Source organism: Streptomyces anandii JCM 4720 (genome assembly GCF_014650655.1).
Taxonomy (GTDB): Bacteria; Actinomycetota; Actinomycetes; order Streptomycetales; family Streptomycetaceae; genus Streptomyces; species Streptomyces anandii.
On record NZ_BMVJ01000003.1, the window covers coordinates 134,237 to 137,098 of the forward strand.

The 2,862-nt window shown below is 72.8% G+C and carries 3 protein-coding genes; 2 read left to right on the top strand and 1 reads right to left on the bottom strand.

Annotated elements, in window-relative coordinates; all coding sequences use genetic code 11:
- Window positions 1–1,014: AMP-binding protein (locus tag IE249_RS36475; protein ID WP_229857712.1), on the top strand; the 1,014-nt coding region annotated here is incomplete at its 5' end.
- A gap of 91 nt (window positions 1,015–1,105) precedes the next feature.
- On the opposite strand, the gene IE249_RS06630 is transcribed toward IE249_RS36475, so the two are convergent.
- Window positions 1,106–1,945 (bottom strand): alpha/beta fold hydrolase, encoded by an 840-nt coding sequence (locus tag IE249_RS06630; protein ID WP_189703824.1) that lies wholly within the window; start codon window positions 1,943–1,945, stop codon window positions 1,106–1,108.
- A 152-nt stretch (window positions 1,946–2,097) separates the two neighbouring features.
- Between IE249_RS06630 and IE249_RS36480 the strand changes: the two genes are divergently transcribed.
- The coding region (locus IE249_RS36480) for an AMP-binding protein (protein ID WP_229857714.1) at window positions 2,098–2,862 on the top strand (765 nt) is incomplete at its 3' end.

The following is a 2,862-nucleotide window of genomic DNA, read 5'->3' on the forward strand; positions in this document are numbered from 1 at the left end:
GGCGCGCCCACGGGCGAGCCGGTGAAGAGGCCGGAGGAACTGGCCGAGCGCGTCGCCGCCGGGGGCGACGGGATCACCTTCTTCCCCACTCCCCCGTTGATGCACGGCACCTCCACCCTCACCGCGTTCATCGGCTTCGGCTTCGGTCAACGGGTCGTGCTGCACCGCAGGTTCGTGCCCGAGGAGGTGCTGCGCACCATCGAGAAGGAGAAGGTCACCAGCGTCTCGCTGGTGGGCGACGCGATGCTGCGGCCCCTGATCGACGCGCTGGGCGGGCCGATGAAGGGCACGGACTGCTCGTCGCTGTTCAGCGTGTCCTCCTCGGGCGCGATCATGTCGGAGACGGTGCGGCAGCAGTTCCGGGAGCTGGTCCCGAACGCCATGCTGCTGAACAACTTCGGCTCCTCGGAGTCCGGTTTCAACGGTACGGCGACGGAGGACTCCGGCCCCGGGCGCGGCTTCCGCATCCGTATGAACTCCCGTACGCGTGTGGTCGATCCGGCCACCCGCGAACCGGTCGCCCCCGGCGGGACCGGCCGGATCGCGCAGTGCGGCCATGTGCCGCTCGGCTACTACAACGACCCGGCCAAGACCGCCGAGACGTTCTTCGTCAAGGACGGCGAGCGCTGGGTACTGCTCGGGGACATGGCGACGGTCGACGAGGAGGGCGTGGTCACCGTCCTCGGCCGGGGCTCGCAGTGCATCAACACCGGCGGGGAGAAGGTGTATCCGGAGGAGGTCGAACAGGCCCTCAAGGCTCATCCCGACGTCTACGACGCGCTGGTGGCCGGGGTCCCGGACGCGCGGTGGGGCAGCCATGTGGCGGCGGTGGTGCAGTTGCGCGAGGGCGTGGCGCGGCCCTCCCTGGGGGACATCCAGGCGCACTGCCGCGACCGGCTGGCCGGTTACAAGATCCCGCGCCAACTGGTGATCACCGAGTCCATCCGGCGGTCGCCGAGCGGCAAGGCGGACTACCGCTGGGCGCGCGAGGTGGCCGCCGCGGCGGACGACTGAGTCCGCTCGCGAGCGGGCCGGGTCACGGGTGGTCCGGGAAGCCGGTCACGATCGGTCCGGGAAGCCGGTCACGATCGGCTCAGGAAGCCGGTCACGATCGGTCCAGGAAGCCGGTGACGCGGTCCGCGAACCACTCCGGGTCGTCCATCCAGGGGTAGTGCCCGGCGCCCGGCTGGACCGCGAACTCGGCGTGCCGGAACACCTCGGCGGCGCGCAGAGCCAGGTCCGGGCAGGGGCCTCCGTCGAGACCGCCGGCGAGGACGAGGACCGGGGCGGTCAGCGCGCCCAGCGCGGCGCGGGTGGCGGCGGGGTCGAACACGGCCTCTGCGAAGTAGCGTCCGGCCGCCTCCTCGTTGGTCTGCTCCTCCTCCGCGTCCGCGTGGGCGCGGGCGGCGGCGTCCCAGCGGCCGTAGAAGAACGGGGTGAACGCCGGGTCGTACGGGCCGTTGCCGCCCAGCCAGGCGCGCAATGCGGGGTGCGCCTTCTCGAACCAGGGCTCGTCGGCGCGCAGTTGGGCTGCGGCAAGCCGGTCCTCGGCCGTGGCCGCGAGGCCCAGCGGGCGCAGGGCGGTGGTGATCAGCGCCAGCCGCGACACCCGGTGCGGGTGGCGGGCCGCGTACAGGGCCGCGAGGCTGCCGCCCGCCGAGTGCCCGAGCAGGTCCGTCCGCTCCAGGCCGAGGTGGGCGCGCAGCGCCTCCACGTCGCCGGTCTGGCGGTCGCAGCGGTACGTCGCCGGGTCGGCGGGCGCCGCGGAGCCGCCGGTGCCGCGCGGGTCGAGGAGGATCAAGGTGCGGTGGGCGGTGAGCCCGCCCAGCTCGCCGAGGTAGGCGGAGGCGCGCATGGGGCCGCCGGGGAGCACGACCAGGGGGTCGCCCTGCCCGCGCACGTGGTAGGCCAGTTCGGTTCCATCGGGTGCGGTGAAGGTCGGCACGGAGCCGATCCTGGCTGGTGGGAGGCGGCGGCCGCCAGGGATTTTCTGCGCCCGGGGTCTTGCCCCGGGCCGGGGGCGCCTGGATTACTGATCTCCGGATCTCGACCGAATGGTCGGTCGACGTATGGTGGTGGCAGGTGAGGGAGACCCCGATGGCGTATGCGAACCAGGTGCCGGTGCCGGACTCGGGGGAACGGCTCGACGCGCCCGGGCTCAGGGCGCTCCAGCTGGAGCGGCTGCGGGCCCAGCTGCGGCACGCGTACGAGAACGTGCCGTTCTACCGGCGGTCCTTCGACGAGGCCGGGGTGCGCCCCGAGGACTGCGAGTCGCTCGCCGATCTGGCCCGCTTCCCGTTCACCACCAAGGCGGACCTGCGGGAGAACTATCCGTACGGGATGTTCGCAGTGCCGCGTGACCAGGTGCGCCGCATCCACGCCTCCAGCGGGACGACCGGGCGGCCGACCGTGGTCGGTTACACCGACGCCGATCTGTCCATGTGGGCGGACATGGTGGCCCGCTCGCTGCGCGCGGCGGGCGCGCGCCCGGGTGACGTGGTGCACGTGGCGTACGGGTACGGACTGTTCACCGGCGGTCTCGGCGCGCACTACGGCGCGGAGCGGCTCGGCTGCACGGTCGTGCCGGCCTCGGGGGGCATGACGGCGCGGCAGGTGCGGCTGATCGAGGATCTCCGGCCGCGGATCATCATGGTCACGCCGTCCTACATGCTGACGCTGCTGGACGAGTTCGAGCGGCAGGGCGTCGACCCTCGCGGGACCTCACTGGAGGTCGGGGTGTTCGGGGCGGAGCCGTGGACGGAGGAGATGCGGCGGGAGATCGAGGAGCGGTTCGGGATCGACGCGGTCGACATCTACGGGCTGTCGGAGGTGATCGGGCCCGGGGTCGCGCAGGAGTGCGTG